Below are 15902 nucleotides of genomic sequence, written 5' to 3'. Positions count from 1 at the left end.
CTTTTGTATCCTTTATTTAAACCGGTTCACCAATTAGCAAAGCTATACCCTTGTCCTCTGACCGTGTTAATCAGAGTTTTTGGTAGCTGGGTATCGGCTAATTTACGGCGAGTGTTACTGATATGCATATCCAGATTTCGATCGAACCTGCCGAGATCTTTGTGCAGTACACTGCGCTGTAATTCCTGTTTCGTGATCACTTTCCCTTTGCGTTCAAACAGGTACTTAAACAATTTAAATTCTGTTTGAGTAAGGGTAACCTTTCTCGATGCTATCGAAACACAATATTGAGTATCGTCAAATTTAACTTCAGTGTCAGAGCTTGGGCTGACAGTAAATTGCTCTGCTCGAGTTAATTCTACGCGACGTTGTAATGCTATCATGCGGACTAAAAGCTCCTTTACGCTAAAAGGCTTTGTAAGGAAATCATCGGCCCCGAGTTCATAGCCTTTTATTCTTTCATCTTCATTATCGATGGCAGAAATCACTATCACAGGGATCTGATCTTTCCTTGCAGCCAATAAACCAAATCCATCTAATTTTGGCATCATAATATCTAGCAGAATAATATCGGGGAGGTCTTCCTCTAATATTGCCAATGCTTCAAAACCATTCTCAGCACAGACGATATTGTGTCCTTCAGCCTCTAACGCTTCCTCAAGTAATTCCCTAAACACTAGATCATCATCGACCAATAATATGTTGCTCATCTCACCAAACATTGCGAATGCGAACCGTTATCATTAACACTACTATAGCTATTATTTTTATTCCAGTTGTTTTTTATTTAAATGTGAGCTGTGTTAGTTATTTAAACTAAAAGCATTGGTTAGCACCTTGTTAAATAACTAGGCAAAAAAAAGACCAGACTAATGCCTGGTCTTTTTTTGAACACTCTTTTTAAACAGAATGTCGAACCCTAATAGTTCAACCTGCTCGCTTACAATGTTATTTCATCATCAGCTCTCGGATATATTTAACAGGGGCACTGCCGTAACTTAGAAATTGCTCATGGAAGCCTTTAAGATCAAATTTCTCGCCTTGAGACATTTTAAGCTCCTCCCTGAAATCATAGATCTCGCGGTAACCTGAATAGTAACTGGTCAGCTGTACTTGACTCAGCGTCGCCCTCCTCCACTTACCTTCGGCTTCGGCCGTCTGCTGGAAGGCTTCTTGGGTCATCAAGGTCAGCGCCTGCTCTTCGGTCATGCCTTGTACCTGTATACCGTAATCGAGGATCGTATTGACTATCACCCGCAAATTCCACTTGTAATACATCAACCACAGCTCAGGCTCAAAGTTACCGTAACCTTCTTCGAGCATCATACGCTCAGAATACACGGCCCAGCCTTCGATCATGGCGCCGTTGCCAAACAAGCTCTTTATCATGCTCGGCGACTCATTTGAATAAACCAGCTGAGTGTAGTGACCAGGAATGGCTTCGTGAATATTAAGCACCTGCAAGATCCAGTGATTGTATTCACGCAGATAGCTTTCTGCCGATTCATCACTCATACCATCGAGAGGAGTCACGTTATAATAAGTGTTACTCGACTTCTCATAGGGACCAGGCGCACTGATTGACGCCCCGGCAAAACCACGCATATAGGCTGGCGTCTCACGCACAACCAGAGGTTTATTGGGATCTAAGGTGACTAGCTTCTTCTCTTTCACAAATGCAATGAGTTCAGGGATTTGTGCGCGTACTTCATCGACAAACGCATCGCGTTTTACATGCTTAGATGACAATTTATCGATCAACTGCTTGGTGGCGGTGTTTTTATCTGCAGGCATAGCTGTGTCAAAATACGTAGACCAAAGCCTAGAGGTGATTTTTGCCATCTCGTCCTGTACCCGAACCTTGTCGGCACTGGCCTTCTCATATAAGGCTTTGCCACTCATCCCGGCCTGAATATCGAAGGCAAACTTCTCTTCGTAGAGGGCTTCACCTATTCTGAAACTGCGCGCACCATCCCGAGTTAATTGTGTTTCTAACCCATCCAGCCACTGAATATGCGTATTGATAGCGTGCGTCGATGCGTTAAAGCGCGTCTCGAACAAGGCTTTTTCATCTGCTGTTAACCCAGACTCTTTTGCCTGAGTCAGTAGCTCATCAGAAAAAACGGAGAAGGCGCCCTTATTCTGCATTATCGCTAATTGAGTATGCTCAAGCGTTGGCGATTCAATATTATCCTGGGCCGCTTGATAATAAGCTGGCACATTTTCCATTCGGGCGAGCACCGAGCGTAGACGGGTATCCAAGGGAGCAAAATCTTCGTTCACCAGCTGTGCGAAGCCGCCGGCAACATTGTATGAAGAGGGATCCCACTGCCAGGACTTAAACTGCTTGATCTCCCAGATGTCTCTTTTAAGTAAGTTTTCAATCAATCGATAATCGATCAGCTCATTAGCCGACAACTTGTCTAGATCGAAAGAGGCGAGCTTACTCAACTCTTTCTGGTTAAAGGCTAAAGACAGTTCACGATTCTTGGCATTGGGTACTTTAAGCACCCCATCATATTGGTGAAAACCACTGTAAAGCGCCCAAGTCGGTGACTCTTTCCATAAATCGTCAATAAACTGGCTGGAAAATGTTGCGAAATTCTGTTGCTGACTGGCCTGTGCCTCAGGAGTCTCTGAGGTTTCCTCCTGCGTTTGGCATCCGCCTAATCCGGCAAAAGATAAGGCTATGGCTAGCGATAATGTGGCTTTTTTCATTGTTATTCCCAATATATATTTTCGTTATTATTTTTTGTGGGAGAACTCCCACCTTGACACTAGAAATGCACCAAACAGTAGAACACGTATGATGAGAAATATCAGCATCGGGCATTGATATGTCATAGAGATTTACAATTTCAACGCCTGACACTGTGCTGAAATCTAGGTCAGATTAGACTCAACCCAAAGTTTTACCTCGCCGAAGGGATATTTTTCCAAAGAAGCATGGCCTTTACATGCCCTCATCTTGAGACGAGTGAATATGGGCGTCGTCAAACCACACAGAAATCGTGACAAGAGTACCGGGCTGCACGCCTTATCCAGTTTTATGATGCCAGCTTGGGTAAGCGCATTAAAATCGAGCTCATTTAAGGAACGAAGGTAAGGTTGCGGCGGTAATACGGCCAGTTGACCCAGACAGACACTGCAAGTGCCACAAGCAGCCGTCATGTTCCTGTCGGCAAAATAGTGAGCCAGTTGTTGGCTGAGGCATGAATCAGACGTAAAGAAGGACACCAGATGGTTAATTCTCTCTATCTCACTGCGCTCTTTTTGGCTAAATCGCTCAAACAGAGAAGACTGCAGAGATTGTGCAGAGAAATTAGGATCTAGAATGTCATAGACTTGGGTCATCTGTTTACTCTGAAGCTCGATCATGCCTTTTTCATCCAGGTAATTAATGGCTTTGAGTACACGCTGGCGATCACTGGCATAATCTTGGTGTAGCCTATCGAAATTGACACTAAACCAGATCTTAGCTTTATCTGAACTGTTAAAAATGGCGTGAACAAAATCACGCCTCTCGCCGTTAAAACCGGCCAAGATCTCCTCTTCGCCTTTGAGTAATTTATATTTATACTCGGCAAAATAGCTGTAGGTGGGCTTGATCACATTAAACAGCTCGAGATATACCAGTAAGGTCTTTAGAGACAAGGGGCGAATATTTGATTGCCCGGACAGGCTATTGAGCACCAGTTCCCACTCCTGGCCTTTGTTGTCACTCTGGCTATGCGCCGCCTTAAGGATTTCATCGAGCACGATAGCAATGGCTGAAGATTCTGGTGTATCGCCATAGACGAAGTTTTCCAGTGTGCTTAAGTTATCGCCATTGGCTAACACCAGACAGTCAGAATCGCCACCATCACGACCAGCACGGCCAATTTCCTGGGCATAGTTTTCAATGGATTTTGGCAAATCATAATGCACCACGTAGCGAATATCGCTCTTATCTATCCCCATGCCAAAAGCAATAGTCGCCACAATAAGCTGCTGCCTACCTGACATGAAATCATCTTGAATTTTTGAGCGGACATCTGAGTTCATGCCGGCATGATAGGCTATTGCCGGGATATTTCTGCTTCTAAGGTGATCGGCCACCTGCTCGGCAGTCTTTTGCAAGGTGACGTAGATGATGCCTGACAGCTCTTGTCTGGGCTGTAACCAGTGGCACAAGATATCAAGTTTATCTGCGCTTTTAACGCCCTGTACGGCCAGGTGAAGATTGGCACGATAGAAACCAGTTAAGCTGACATTGTCTTTAGCTATGCCAAACTTATCCCCCATATCCTCAATCACCTTAGGGGTGGCTGTGGCAGTCAAGAGTAAGGTCTGTGGGATATTAAGCTCTTGTCGATAGCGGGGTAGTTTAAGGTAATCGGGCCGAAAGTTATGCCCCCACTCTGAGATACAGTGCGCCTCATCCACCACCAACAAAGACAGGGGGATCTCTGAGATAAACTGTCTGAACCTTTCGTTATTGAGGCGCTCGACGGAGATCATCAATATTTTAATCTGACCACTTCTTATCCCCCTCATGATTTCATTGGCTTGCTCCCGGCTCTGGGTGGAATCTATGCTTGCCGCACTAATCCCCTTCTGCTTAAGAAATGCCAGCTGATCTTGCATCAAGGCCAATAATGGCGACACCACTAATGTCAGGTGAGGCAAGGCGATAGCGGGGAGTTGGTAACAGATAGACTTGCCGGAACCGGTCGGAAAAATCGCAGCAGCGCTCTGCCCGTTCAAAATAGCATTGATAACGTCAAGTTGACCTGGCCTAAACGCTTCAAAGCCAAAATATGATTGTAACAAGTGATAAGACTGGGAAGTGATAGCATTTGAAGACATGTGATGCGCCTAAATATAGAGAAACGGGCTCTTAAAACCCTAGTGTACAAGCTTAACCATGATAAATGGCTTCAATCACGGATTTTTCTAGAAAACTAACAAGATGAATCTCAACTTACACAGAAAATCAGCTGCACTTTCGCTGTTACTTAGTTTTCAACGCATCTCTTTTGACATCACCTAAACCTAAACTAGAATTTATGATATGAAGGCTGTGAGTGACATTACCTTGATACCTTTACTTCAATCTATACCTGACTCCGATTTTCCTCTCAGGCATTGGCTCTGCGAAAAAATGGCCCCCATGGGGATGCTCAGATTTATCACAGGCTCGATGGCGATGCTATTACTTGGGAGCCTGATCGCGGCTCAGGCAAACGAGCAAGTGCCCAAATTATCCATATCAACCAAAGAATGGCCTCCCTACCAGATGGAGTCGAACGACAAACAGACTGGCTATGCTATCGATGCGCTCAATTGTGTGATGACGCGCCTTAAACAGGATTATCGGGTCATATTTCTTCCCTGGGGGCGCGCACAAAAAGGCGTCGAATTAGGAATGTATGATGCTTTCTTTGCCGCATCACATAATGATAAGAGAGACATTTATGCCGTTCAATCAAATACCTTTATTGAACAAGATTGGAATTTTTACCTGCTAAAAGACAGTAAGATCCCCTCTAGCCCAACCGAGATAAAATCGACAGCCGTCTTTGCCAGTCGTCAGCACTCAAATACCACACATTGGCTCGTTGAAAACAATTTTATGATTGCCCATCAAACCAACTCTATCGATCAGCTCATTAAGCTACTCATTCACAAACGAGTGGATGCCATAATGGAAAATAGTTTACTGTTCCAATCCGCTGTCGAGCGAGCGGAATTGGACATGGACCAATTTAAGCGTGTACATAACAAGAGCAAACCACTTGGGGTGTATTTCGGTAAAATTTTCTTGGCTAAATACCCGGAATTTATTACAGACTTTAATGAGCATACCTCAGCCTGCTCTTTTGGCAGTCAATGAACTGAGCAGATTTAAATCTTGTCCCCATATTTATCAGGAACAGTTCAATGGGATCACTTAAGCATGAAGCGAGCCGTGATGGGGTTGTGATCTGAGCTTGAGGTCGCTAAAGATTCGGCCTCTTTGAAGATTAAGCCACGATAGTAAAGGTGATCTAAGGGGAAGCCAAATACACGTTGGCGTTCATCGACTCGATAACTGATTTCAGACAAGTTAAATCGCTTAGCAAAATCGCTAACAAGATTGAGTCTCTGTGCACGCCAGGTATTAAAGTCACCCGCTAAGATGATAGGACCCTGATGCTTTTCGAGTTCGAGGGCTATCGCCTCAAATTGCCTGGAGTAATGGGTGAGAGTCCACTCAAAATTAATGCCATGTAGATTCACAACCAAAAGTTCCTCGCCGCTCGACAGTGGATAATATGCAAGTATCCCGGATTTTTCGAAACGGATTAACGGCTCTGTTGCCGTAAATGCACAAGCAGATTTTACCTCTGTGTGAGACAGGTTCATCACGCCATATGAGGTATCCAAGAGCGTAAATGCCTTCGCCATAGACACCTTTAATTGAGCATGTCGAATATACTGCCTGAGTTCAGGGCTCAGGCCTGCCTCTTGCAGTAACACCAGTTGACTCGCGTGATTTAAATTCGCCAGTTGCTTCTCCCAGCCTTGCCTCTTCTGCTTATATATATTCCAGATAGAAACACTCAATGAGCCTTGGTTATCCAGGTATGAACTCTTAGAGTCAAGGCCTTGGACACATCGATTATCGAAGGATGGTATGTCGAGATCAGTCAAGATTTTAGGCTCACTCGTTGGCAATAATGCTAAAAATAGAATGATTGAGATAAAAAGAACAAAAATAAAAATGCAAAAGGAACGGATCAGATTAGCGATTTTCATGCCAGTGAAATAAATAAGGATAAGTCTGCAATTTATACCACAAGTCATCGCACCTAAACATCGCCAGGCACACATATTACCGATACAGTGCAAGCGCAATGGTGGCGAGTTCAGACTCGCCATGTACTAAAAATACTGATCTTTATAGCTATTTAATGCAGTATATTATCAAGCATTCCCTTGAAAATAATTGAAGGGAAGTTATTTAAAGGCAAAAGACTCCATGGATCATTTGTACGAAATTCTCACTCTATTGAGCGTGCTTGCTTATTGGATAATAATCGCAGCTATCACGGCTCGGATTGTGATAAGACGCCGCTCCATCGGCGTGTCATTTGCCTGGATGATGGTCATTTATGTCATTCCTGTGGTAGGCATAGTCGCCTACCTGCTTTTTGGTGAACAAAACATAGGTCGTACCCGGGCTGTCAGAGCTAAAAATATGTATCGGCCCTATGCCGAATGGTTTTCACATCTGTTTAAAATTAGACAGTATCAACCCGGTACCCTGAGCCACCATGCGCAATCTATTGGCCTCTTATGTGAAAACCGCCTCGGGATCCCCCCTCTTGCCGATAATGACTTACAACTATTATCATCTCCCGAGCAGATCTTGAACTCGATGATTAAGGATATTGATAACGCCAAGCACTCTATCCATTTGGAGTTCTATATCTGGCACCCCGGCGGCATGGCAGACTCAGTAGCCCAGGCCTTGGTGCAAGCGGCTCAAAGGGGCATAACAGTAAGACTGTTACTCGACGCGGCAGGGAGTCATCAATTTTTTCGAAGTAAATGGCCGGCTAAAATGCAATCTGCTGGTATCACGCTAGCCAGAGCACTTAAGGTCAGTCCGCTCAGGGTGTTGTTTCGAAGAATGGATCTTAGAATGCACAGAAAAATCGTGATCATAGACAATAGCATCGGCTACACGGGCTCGATGAATTTAGTGGATCCCAGTTGTTTTAAAGCAAGCTCAGGTGTCGGCGAGTGGATAGACGTGATGATCCGCATCACAGGGACCTGCGTACCTCTTCTGGACGTCATCCAATCTTGGGACTGGGAAGTGGAAACGGATCAGCGTTTTTTACCAGAGAGCCCCATTTGTAAGCCCCATCATTCCCCGGAGCAGCTGGACACGGTTCAGGTCATCCCCTCGGGACCTGGAATGCCGGAAGAGATTATCCACGAAGTCCTGCTACAAAGCCTTTACCAAGCAGAGCACAAGATAGTCATCACAACCCCCTACTTTGTGCCCAGTGAAAACTTACAGGTAGCTTTAATTTCCGCGGCTCACAGAGGCGTATGTGTCAATATCATTATCCCCAACAAAAATGACTCAGTCATGGTGGAATGGGCCAGCCGGTCCTTCTTCACCGAACTTTTACAAGCCGGAGTTAACATCCACAGATTTAAGGGCGGTCTGCTGCATACTAAATCTGTGGTGATTGATGAGACGTTCAGCTTAATCGGCACCGTTAATCTCGATATGCGCAGCCTGTGGTTAAACTTCGAATTGACCTTGGCCGTCGACGATCTTAGCTTTACCCAGGAGTTAACTCAGTTACAGCAGGAATATATGGATAGCTCCAGCTTAATCGATTACTCACTCTGGCAGAAAAGACCGGTTCATAAACGTGCAACAGAACAGTTTTTCTATCTGTTCAGTCCACTGCTTTAACTGACAGATTAATAGATTCATTACTCGTCTATTTTTTTCAAATTTAAACCAACTTAGCTAATATTGCTTAGCAAACGTGCAAACGCTTGAAAGTACACTTTTATCCCTTGACCATTAAACCGGTATTGCGTAAAGTACGGCTCCGTTAAAGGAGAAAGCAATTAAGCCAGCTTGATGAATCTTTTAACGATATTGGTGGCGTTAAACACTTTAAACATAACGAAAATTGGTGAGTTGGCTGAGTGGCTGAAGGCGCACGCCTGGAAAGTGTGTATGGGTTTATAGCCCATCTAGGGTTCGAACCCCTAACTCACCGCCATATTTTAAAGTTAAAGCCCTGATTAATAGAAATATTAATTCAGGGCTTTTTCGTATTAGCCATGAATCAGTCACCATTCTAGTCATACATTCAATACCAGCAAGGCCGCCTTCATCGCGTAGCGACCCCTGCTGCTTAGGTCTTCCAATGAGTAAAACTCCCTCTGCAGGCTATCAAGCCCCTTCAAGACATCCTCAGACATCTTTAGAAACTCCGAGAACTCATATCCGTCAAAGTTTGATAGCGAAACATTGAAGTAGCCCTCGCCCGCATAATTCTCAAGAACTTGGAATGTTTGCAAAGATAGAAAGAAACTTCATTGTCACTCGTACCAGAGAGGGTAAAGAGGCTTCAAATAACTTTGGTAAAAGAAAGCCCAAGTTAACACCTCTAATCAGGTGGCCAAATTTAGCGTACCACTACTCAGATTAGAGGTTCAAAAGAAGTTAGTTAACGGTCTGAGCCAAATCTATATTTTTTACTGCACTTAAATTTGAAAGAGTATTGATAAGCTTGTTCGCTTTACCATTTTCGTCTGCCAATACTTTCCATTCTAATTGCCACAAGTTATCCTTGATGGTTTTTTCCCACAAGAGGGTATTTTTTGCACCAGATGCTTTAGATACCCAGTCAGTATTAACCAGCATTGCGCTGCTAAAAACCTTAAGTAGTTTATCGATATTTCCGGATGTGACCACTCCATAACTTCTGTACCAATTGTTTTTATCACCAAAGCCAATAGCATTTGAAAACTTTGCATCTTCCGGCCACTGATAATCATTAGTCGGCAAATGCTTGTCTGCCATAGCCGCACGAATAAATACATCACTTTGCTTCCAATCGTATTCAATATACATTGCAATGGTCTTAGCTGATTCTATCCCGTTAACTTTACTAACCAAATATAAAGATGCATCGATGCCTGATGAAAGACCTGCCGAAGTAATAATTTTACCATTATCGACATAGCGTTTATCATCCAAAACATTAATTTCAGGAAACTCATTTGCTAAATCATCAAGGTTCCTATGAAATGTAGTGGCACTAAGACCATTGAGTAATCCTGATTCAGCGATGATATTTGAACCAGTACAAACAGAAAGTACATGGTCCACTTTCCTGTGTTGTTCTTTCAACCAGTTTAGTACCTGTTTATTTTTCCTGACTATGGAAACATCACCACCGGGAACTACAATAGCGTCCATTTCCGGTAAGCTACTGAAACTATGATCCGGCGTAACTTTTAGCCCCATTGCCGTCGTTATTGGTTTACCCGTTGCTGATACGGTATATATTTCAAATCTGGCATGACCAAACACTTCGTAAGGTGCAGCAAAATCAATTATCTGTACTTCATCAAACATCAATATCCCAACTTTGAATGGTTCTTTCTTTTCAATAGCCCAAGTATTAAAACTGCTAAGTGTAACGATAAATAAACAAAGTGAAATTAATAAATTACGCAAAATATGTTCCTTTTAGTTAGTATGGTTAAATCATAACAGTTAACACAAACCGATCACAATCGTTAACATAAGATGGCAAAGCGCCGGTCAACATGGAAGTGTCTCTGTTCGAGTTTATCCATCAAAAAATCATATTAAACAACTGTTTGTCTACAGTGAATCCTAGCTGGATCATTTTCTGGATTGATTTGGACTGAGATAGGATCTGATATTCGCTCAATGGGTGTTAAGAGGCGGTAGCCGTGGTGCCTTAGGGAGGAAAAAAGCAGGTCAGGAAAACAAGGCTCTGATGGTGACGGAAATGGCCTTATCCTGTGTGGTAGTTAGTGCTGGCCACTATCCATCATGTTCAACGCTATGACAATTTGATTGAGCAGCCAAATAACAGAATCAATGGTTATAGATGTCAATAGTGTTGTAGTGTGAGAAATTTGGGGTTCAAACGTGTACTGGATATACCAACTCAAAGACATAACACAGTATTTTTACGGTGTATCAAAGCTTTACACCATCTTAAATAAGATTTGAAGCCCTCCTCACCGCCATATTCGGTAAGAAAGCCTACTATCGTTGCTGAGCGTTAACTAATACTAGGCTATCAGGCAGAAAAAAAGCCTACGAATAGGCTTTTATCTCTTGTAAAAATACTGCTGTCGGCTGCAAGCTAATTAGCTTAACTTAAACTTACTGACTTCCTGCGCCATCTTGTTAGCATCTTCGAGTAAGGTTTCATTAAGCTGACTGAGTTCATCGGCGACAGCTTGGGTATTTCGATAGGTATCGCTTATCTTGAGCGCATTGCGATTAACCTCTTCAGACACGGTTGACTGCTCGTGAGTCGCCGCTGCGATCTGTTCGTTCATGCTGTCGATGATTCCAACCTCAGTGACGATGCGATCTAACTCTTCACCTGCCTTACGTGATTCGGTGACACTGAGCTCGGCTTGAGCCTTGCCCTTCTCCATCGCATTGACCGCAAGTTTAGCGCCCGACTCGAGACGTTCTGTCATGGTACGGATATCTTCGGTAGAGGCTTGAGCACGCTGTGCCAGGCTTCTTACCTCATCGGCTACGACGGCAAATCCGCGGCCCATCTCACCGGCTCTGGCGGCTTCGATAGCAGCGTTAAGTGCGAGTAAGTTCGTTTGCTCAGCAATGCTGCTTATTACGGCCAACACACTGACTATGGATTGAATGTCATTGTCTAAGTGATTAATAGCATTCGACGCTGCATCGATTTCAACCGCAAGCAGTTTAATGCTGGTGCCTGTCTTACTGACTTCCAAGCGTCCCTCTTTGGCATCTATGTTTGCGGCGGCAGAGGCTTCCGATGCACTCACTGCATTCTGGGCAATCTCTTGTACCGTGGCACTCATCTCTGTCATCGCAGAGGCCACCTGCTCCGATTCGCTATGGCCAATGGCAACATCTCGCTGCATTGAGGTGGCGCACGTGTCCATCTTCTGAGATGCCGTTAACAGGCTCGCGGTATTGTCTCTGACTCTTAAGATGACATGCTCAAAATCCATCATCATCTGGTTGAATGCCTTACCCAGTTGACCCAGTTCATCACTGGTGTCGGCCTTGACTCGTAGACTGAGATCGAAACTGGCTTGGGCTTGAGTGACAATTGAGTGCATGTTGCGCAAATTCTGATGCAGATACTTGCCCAGTATGACTGATATGCCGCACACTAAAACGCCAGACACTAACATCAGAGTGATGATGCTATACATCAGGGCATTAGATGCGGATAATTGCTTTTGAGTTTGGCCCATTAAGCCATTGGCCAGTGATTGCTCAAACTGACTGAGCAGTTCGATACGCGCGGTTGCTTGAGTAAACCACTGCTCCTTGCTTTGTGCTGCAATGGCCGCTAAATCTTGGCTTAGCGCGACTTGTCTCAGTGTATTAACGTCACTGACGGCCTTGGAATCTTGCAGGCGCCGATAATCTTGATTAATCCCATCATCTGCTAATGCCAAAAACCGTTCTTGATAGCTATTTTGTTCTGAAATCAAAGTGATAAACTTAATGAAACTCTGTGGATCGACTTCCTCTTTACCAAACATGGAGCTAAGGACGGCACGCTCGAGTCCAGCGCGCTCCTTCATCTGCAAATAAGCACTAAAAGACGCGGCCTGAATGGCGATGGCCTGACTCCCACCCTCATGGGCTGTTTGATCGACAATGCTGAGTAAGGCCATATTGAGTCTGGTGTAAAACTTCACTTCTTCAGGGACTGAAATCGATAAGTTATTAACGCTATTTCTCATCCCATGCAAGCTTGCCAGCGCCCTGTTCACACTGGTTAATTGACGGCTAAAGCTATCGGGTAAACGGTTATCGGCAATAAAAACTTGGTATGCGTTGATCTGTCTATCTGTGGCCTTTCTCTGCTTTGGCAGTTTAGCCGCAAACGCCTGACCGCTTGCACTCAGAAATCCGGCACTCATGCCGCGCTCTTTTTGTAATTCATGCACTAGGGAGCTATTCACCTTGGCCAGCTCACTGAGCACCTGCACCTTAGAGAGGCTTTGGCTTAACTGTAATTGGTTATAGACGATGAATAAGCCAAAAAATAAGCACCCCAAGATGGGAGGCAAAATAACAATGAGCAGTTTATTTTTTATGGTAAGGTTTTCGATCCATCGAATATTCATAAATGATCTCCTTGATCAAGAGTTTGTAGGGATTATGACGAGAGTTTAGTGCAAATGCCCCAGCAAGACTTTAAAAAATACCACAAAAAAGCCCTCTAATTGAGGACTTATTAATATAGATCAAATTTAATTGCTACCTGCATGAAATTTAACTGTTTTCTTCAGTTAATGTAACATTCCGTATCAGGCATTCCCTTTCACTTTCATGTTTAATTCGGCAGCAAAATTTAGCATTCTATCCAGTGAGATTAATGCGCCTTGACGTAACTCATCATCGACAAAGATTTCATGCTTGCTGGTTTCCGTTGCTATCAATGATGCTTCAATCGCCTGTAGGCCATTCATGGCCATCCAAGGACAATGGGCGCAGCTCTTACAGGTAGCACCGTCGCCACCTGTCGGCGCTTCAATAAGGATTTTGTCAGGGGCTGCCTGTTGCATCTTATAGAAGATGCCCCTATCGGTCGCCACAATGAATTTATCGTTATCCATCTGCTGCGCAGCCTTAATGAGCTGACTGGTCGAGCCCACGGCATCGGCCAACTCGACAACACTGGCCGGTGATTCAGGATGAACCAATATTGCTGCTGTTGGATGCAGCAGCTTGAGCTCCCGCAGCGCCTTAGCCTTGAATTCATCATGAACGATACAGTCGCCTTGCCACATCAACATCTCTGCGCCGGTCTGTTTGGCAATGTAACCACCCAGATGACGATCCGGCCCCCAGATTATTTTCTTACCTTGGCTATCGAGGTGATCGACTATTTCCAGGGCAATGCTTGACGTGACGACCCAATCGGCGCGAGCTTTGACAGCGGCCGATGTATTGGCATAAACCACAACGGTGTGATCCGGGTGAGCATCACAGAACTTGCTGAAGGCATCGATAGGACACCCTATATCCAGCGAGCAGGTGGCCTCTAAGGTCGGCATTAATACTGTCTTTTCTGGGCTGAGTATTTTTGACGTCTCTCCCATAAATTTAACCCCCGCGACGATCAAAGTCTTAGCCGGGTGGTCTCGACCAAACCTGGCCATCTCCAATGAATCAGAGACGCAGCCACCGGTTTCTTCAGCCAAGGCCTGGATCTCAGGGTCGGTATAATAATGAGCCACGAGCACGGCATCTTTTTCGATTAATAACTGCTTGATACGCGACTTGTAACGCGCCTTTTCGAGTTCGGTTAATGGAAGTGGCTTAGGTGGAAAAATATATTGAATATCTTCAATTTCTGGGGCTGACTGACTCATCTTAAAACCAAGGAGGAATTCTTATTAGCGGGATTATACGTAAATATGATTGAAAAATTAACTAAAAATGAATTATAAGCCATAAAAAAGAGCGCGAATGCGCCCTTCTTATTGTACAAGATGCCAATTATGAGCTACTGCATAGCCAATAGCATCTCTTGTGGGTGCTCCAGGTACAATTTCCACAGATTACAGAATCTGGCTATAGTGCCGCCATCTATGACTCTATGATCCCCTGACCAGCTGATCTGCATGATTTTACGTGCTTCAACTTCACCTGCAGCGTTAAATCTCGGTAATACCTGCATCTTACCCAAGGCAACAATGGCGACTTCGGGCTTATTGATGATAGGTGTTGCCACCGTGCCACCCAGTGCGCCTATATTGGAAATTGACACTGTGCCCTGTTTAAGATCGCCAGGGCTAACACGACCACTACGAGCTGCCTTAGTCAAACGAGTGATCTCCGAGGCAATCTCTAATATCGACTTATCCTGCACGTCTTTAACATTAGGCACCAGTAGACCCACTTTAGAGTCCACCGCCATGCCTATGTTGTGACGACTGAAATAGGTCAACTCGGTGCAATCGGCATTCACTTTACTGTTAATCACAGGGAACTGTTTAATTGCCAGTGACAGTGACTTCATGAAGAATGGCATCATGGTGAGCTTTAACTCATCGTTTGAATACTTCTTCTTCATACTCTCACGTAATTTAACCAACTCAGTCAAGTCTATCTCTTCACAGTAAGTGAAATGAGGAATGGTCGATACAGACTCCATCATCATCTTGGCCATCACAGCCTGAACGCCGCGAATAGGCTCTACCCTATTCTCACTATGATCTGATACCTGAGTCGTGCTGACGACTGTGGAGCTGGATTCATCAACGGCAGTAAGCGATTCAACTTGAGTTGAAGATAGCTTGCTACCAGAGTGATGACGCTCGATATCATCTTTATATACCCGGCCATTTTTACCTGAGCCACTCACGGTAGAAATATCGATATCTAAGCTTCTCGCCATGCGCCGAACAGCTGGACTCGCGAGCGCCTTGCCTTGAGGGACTGGCTCGCTATTCATTTGACTCTGAGGTTCAGCAGAATCTTCGACTGTCACTACAGGTGTAGCGTCAATAGCCTCTTCGGACTCAACCTCTACCGCAAACAAGGGCTGATGGACTCTTGCGAGTTGGCCTTTGCGATAATATAACTTAACGATTTTTCCCGCTTTAATTGCCGGAATTTGTACCAGTGCCTTGTCTGTCATCACATCGGCAATAGGCTGATCTTCAGCCACTATATCGCCTTCACTGACGAGCCATTCAACCAGTTCACACTCGACAATCCCTTCACCTATGTCTGGCAGCAGGAATTCTTCTATGTGCACCTGGCCGGTAACTTGGACCGGTTCTGGCAGTGAAATATGTTCATCGGAGGGATGAGAGTTTTGCTTGCCTGATGACTTGTCTCCCTCATCATTCACACCATCTTGCTCTGTAGTGCTGATATCCACTGAATAAAGAGGTGAATGTACTTTGGCTATCTCACCTTTGGCGTAGTAAAGTTTTTTGATGACACCACCATGGGGAGCCGGGATTTGCACCAGAGCCTTGTCAGTCATGACATCGGCAATCGGCTGGTCTTCGGTGACAAGATCACCTTCACTCACCAACCACTCGACCAGTTCACACTCAACAACCCCTTCTCCGATATCGGGAAGAATAAATTCTTTAATCAT

At 44.6% G+C, this 15902-nt stretch carries 10 protein-coding genes and 1 tRNA gene; 3 read left to right on the top strand and 8 right to left on the bottom strand.

The genetic code is table 11. The annotated features are described in order from the left end of the window. Positions 1 to 26 precede the first annotated feature (26 nt). From FS373_RS14365 to FS373_RS14355, 3 genes are all read right to left on the bottom strand, one after another. Positions 27 to 710, bottom strand: coding sequence for a response regulator transcription factor (locus FS373_RS14365; protein ID WP_144046386.1), 684 nt, complete (start codon positions 708 to 710; stop codon positions 27 to 29). A 238-nt stretch (positions 711 to 948) separates the two neighbouring features. Then, positions 949 to 2718: a DUF885 domain-containing protein gene (locus tag FS373_RS14360; RefSeq protein ID WP_152829698.1), complete on the bottom strand. Its 1770-nt coding sequence runs from the start codon at positions 2716 to 2718 to the stop codon at positions 949 to 951. A 165-nt stretch (positions 2719 to 2883) separates the two neighbouring features. Then, complete coding sequence (locus FS373_RS14355; protein WP_144046384.1) at positions 2884 to 4848, bottom strand: RecQ family ATP-dependent DNA helicase; 1965 nt, start codon at positions 4846 to 4848, stop codon at positions 2884 to 2886. Positions 4849 to 5053: 205 nt separating this feature from the next. On the opposite strand from FS373_RS14355, the gene FS373_RS14350 reads away from it, so the two are divergent. After that, positions 5054 to 5875 carry a substrate-binding periplasmic protein gene (locus FS373_RS14350; protein WP_144046383.1) on the top strand — a complete coding sequence of 274 codons (822 nt, stop codon included), beginning with the start codon at positions 5054 to 5056 and terminating at the stop codon, positions 5873 to 5875. Between the two features lie 53 nt (positions 5876 to 5928). On the opposite strand, the gene FS373_RS14345 is transcribed toward FS373_RS14350, so the two are convergent. After that, positions 5929 to 6780, bottom strand: coding sequence for an endonuclease/exonuclease/phosphatase family protein (locus FS373_RS14345; protein WP_144046382.1), 852 nt, complete (start codon positions 6778 to 6780; stop codon positions 5929 to 5931). Positions 6781 to 7003: 223 nt separating this feature from the next. On the opposite strand from FS373_RS14345, the gene cls reads away from it, so the two are divergent. Both cls and FS373_RS14335 read left to right on the top strand, forming a co-directional pair. Then, on the top strand, positions 7004 to 8461 hold the full coding sequence (gene cls, locus FS373_RS14340; protein WP_152829697.1) for a cardiolipin synthase: 1458 nt from the start codon (positions 7004 to 7006) through the stop codon (positions 8459 to 8461). 228 nt (positions 8462 to 8689) lie between these two features. Next, positions 8690 to 8780: transfer RNA gene (locus tag FS373_RS14335), tRNA-Ser, on the top strand. Positions 8781 to 9226: 446 nt separating this feature from the next. On the opposite strand, the gene FS373_RS14330 is transcribed toward FS373_RS14335, so the two are convergent. The 4 genes from FS373_RS14330 to FS373_RS14315 form a co-directional block, all read right to left on the bottom strand. Next, positions 9227 to 10246 carry a DJ-1/PfpI family protein gene (locus FS373_RS14330; RefSeq protein WP_144046380.1) on the bottom strand — a complete coding sequence of 340 codons (1020 nt, stop codon included), beginning with the start codon at positions 10244 to 10246 and terminating at the stop codon, positions 9227 to 9229. A 668-nt stretch (positions 10247 to 10914) separates the two neighbouring features. Beyond that, on the bottom strand, positions 10915 to 12909 hold the full coding sequence (locus FS373_RS14325) for a methyl-accepting chemotaxis protein (RefSeq protein WP_152829696.1): 1995 nt from the start codon (positions 12907 to 12909) through the stop codon (positions 10915 to 10917). 183 nt (positions 12910 to 13092) lie between these two features. Beyond that, the gene (nadA, locus tag FS373_RS14320) at positions 13093 to 14160 is read right to left on the bottom strand and encodes a quinolinate synthase NadA (RefSeq protein WP_152829695.1); all 1068 of its coding nucleotides are present in this window, start codon (positions 14158 to 14160) and stop codon (positions 13093 to 13095) included. A 134-nt stretch (positions 14161 to 14294) separates the two neighbouring features. Beyond that, complete coding sequence (locus FS373_RS14315; protein WP_152829694.1) at positions 14295 to 15902, bottom strand: dihydrolipoyllysine-residue acetyltransferase; 1608 nt, start codon at positions 15900 to 15902, stop codon at positions 14295 to 14297.

Source organism: Shewanella sp. YLB-07 (genome assembly GCF_009377275.1).
Note: the sequence above shows the minus strand (reverse complement) of the source record. Positions and strands in the feature narration are given on the sequence as shown.